2 protein-coding genes are annotated in these 2,594 nt (G+C 32.4%); both read right to left on the bottom strand.

What is annotated here, in order from left to right:
* Positions 1-58 precede the first annotated feature (58 nt).
* Positions 59-1,416, bottom strand: a protein-coding gene (locus tag AB671_RS19840) for an IS3 family transposase (RefSeq protein WP_410492667.1) whose coding sequence is annotated in 2 segments (ribosomal slippage) — positions 59-1,078 and positions 1,081-1,416 — 1,356 coding nt in all. Because the reading frame shifts where the segments join, the coding sequence is not laid out codon by codon here.
* A gap of 120 nt (positions 1,417-1,536) precedes the next feature.
* Positions 1,537-1,758 carry a hypothetical protein gene (locus AB671_RS22075; RefSeq protein WP_082987366.1) on the bottom strand — a complete coding sequence of 74 codons (222 nt, stop codon included), beginning with the start codon at positions 1,756-1,758 and terminating at the stop codon, positions 1,537-1,539.
* Positions 1,759-2,594: the final 836 nt, after the last annotated feature.

Genomic DNA, 2,594 nt, shown 5'->3' with positions numbered 1-2,594 from the left:
GTACGTCTTCAAACCAACTTAGACATTTTAGTTTAAATCCTTAAGGAGGATTTTCGGTTTATAAACTTACTAATTTTTGTTGATTATACATTTGTCTTCTTTTTCGGATGGATTCTGCTTTTATTTGATTTCTTTTTTTCAAAATATGTTCTGATCTTCCGAAGTACACATCCGCTGGAGTGAGGTTATTTATCGACTCGTGATAACGTTTGTTATTGTAGTTTTCCACAAACTTTTCCAGTGCCTGGATGAGTTCTTCGGGGTGATAAAAATGATTTAGTTTCACTACGTTTTTCATAGTTCTGTGATAACGTTCAATCTTGCCTTGGGTCTGCGGATGCATCGGTTTTCCGTGCACTTGTTTCATCTTTAAATCCTTCTTCAGATAGGTTTTCAGTTCATTGGAGACGTAGCAAGAACCGTTATCTGAGAGCAGTTTCGGTTTAACTTTGGTTTTTAATTTCGCTTTTTTAATGGCTGTATCTACCGTTCTTTTCACATCTTCAGTTTTCATCGAATCGCATAACTCCCAATGAATAATGTAGCGGCTGTAATCGTCCAAAATCTTGCTCAGATAGTACCATCCCCAGCCTATGATCTTGAAATAAGTAAAATCTGTCTGCCACATTTGATGCACAAATTCGGTTTTATCTTTGAACTCATTTGCTGCTGAAAGTAAAAAATGATTCGGTGCCGGAATTAAATCTCTTTGCTTCAATATCCGATAAACACTGGATTCTGAAATAAAAACACCTTGCTCATCGGTAATTTTGTAGGAAAGTTCCCTTGAAGATAATTCGGTGTGTTCCAGAGCAATTTCTACTACCAAATCTTTCTGCTTTTCAGGAATACTGTTCCATTGTCTGTTGTTTGTTCGTTTTGTAGTTTCCAAGCCATCATAGCCGTTTTCGAGGTAGCTCTGATACCATTTGTAAAAGCTACTTCTGGCAATTCCAAAACTTTCCAGCGTTTTCTTTACTCCGGCTTCACTCGTCCTCACGGTTTGAATAATTTCGTATTTCTCGGCTGCTGATAATCTCATATATTTCCTGTATTTATCAATTAATCCAGCCTGTCTAAACTTTTTTTTACAATATCATAACGAACAACCAAATCAGCTACAATCTCTTTCAAACGTGCGTTTTCCTTCTTCAAATCTGATACTTCATCACTCGTAGCTTCTCGAGCGACATCTCCGTTTAAGCGCTTCTTTCCTGCTTCCATAAACTCCTTGTTCCAGGCATAAAACTGCGACTGTGCAATATTGTGGTTCCTGCAAAGTTCGGCTACGGAAGTCTCCGCTCGAAGACCTTCCATCACGATTAAAATCTTTTGCTCTGCAGTAAATATTCTGCGTGTGTTCTGGCGAATATCTTTTACGAATTTTTCGGCCAGTTTCTTTTTCGGTGTTGTCATAATTAAAATTACTCTTTTTATGAAAACACTCCTTAAATTTTTAATATCTAATGTCCACTTTTCGCTGACGATTTACAAACGCAATCTGTATTATTTCTTTGTATCTGAAAAGTTGAATTTTTATTCTGAAATTTTATTGTGAATAGAAATGTTTACAGGAACTTTAACTTCTTTTTTATCGTTTTTTGAGATTTCAAATTCCATATTAATAGAGCCTTTTAAGGTTTCAAACTTTTTATTTAATTTGAATTCTATCCCCAAATTTTGATAAAGTGATTTATTATAATCTGATAAAGCAAATTTTTGCAAACTCTTTGAGCTGCCGTTTTCTACAATTTCCACTTTTTCATTCTTTTCGTTGATTAGATTATAGCTTTTTATTTTATAAATAGTAGAATCTGAAATGTCAGTATCATTGGCTAAAGCACCGTTTTTATTATATTCTTCTTTTTTTGCTTTAGATAAAGGATATTTGGTTACCAGATTAATATTATCGGAAGGCTGCCTTTTAATTTCAGTAATATCGCTAATAACTACTTTCGAATTTGATGAAATATCGTTTAAAAACTGTTCATATCGTTGATTATTGATTGGTTTTTTACTTTCAGAACCTTGACAATTTATTAAAACAGGAAATATTAAAAGAAGCAGTTTATATTTTCATTATGATAAATTATTTCTAAACTAAAGATATGGATTTTTAAATAAAAAATAATGAAATATTGATAATGAAGGAATAATTCGTGAACAGAAATATAAAGAAGTAATCCCTAAATTTGATGTTACAGAGCAAGATGAAAAAACATGTAAGGAAGATATGATAAAACGACCGGGTTCACTAGCATATTTAGCTATGGCATCCCATAGCTTAAGCCATACCCAATTGTGGGGGAAAGTTGAGGAAGGGTTAAAAAGTTCTTTCAGTTCTGAAAAAAAGCAAAATATAACAAGAAATGAGTATGGGAAATATTAAGAAGAATATTATTATAAGTTTATTGATATTTGTTTTATGTACAATTATTTTGTCTGGCTGGTATATTTTATTACATAGATATGAAGAATTAGTAAATGTAAAAAGTATTAGTAAAGTTGTAATCTTCCCCAAAAACAGGAACATTTAAAAATATAGTTTTTAAATTTGGAAGACTATGAAAAACAGTAAATTTTCAGAAGTTCAG

The sequence above is a fragment of the Chryseobacterium sp. BGARF1 genome (genome assembly GCF_001677955.1).
Classification (GTDB): Bacteria; Bacteroidota; Bacteroidia; order Flavobacteriales; family Weeksellaceae; genus Chryseobacterium.
The sequence above is the reverse complement of the archived record's forward strand: the minus strand, read 5'-3'. Positions and strand labels throughout refer to the sequence as shown.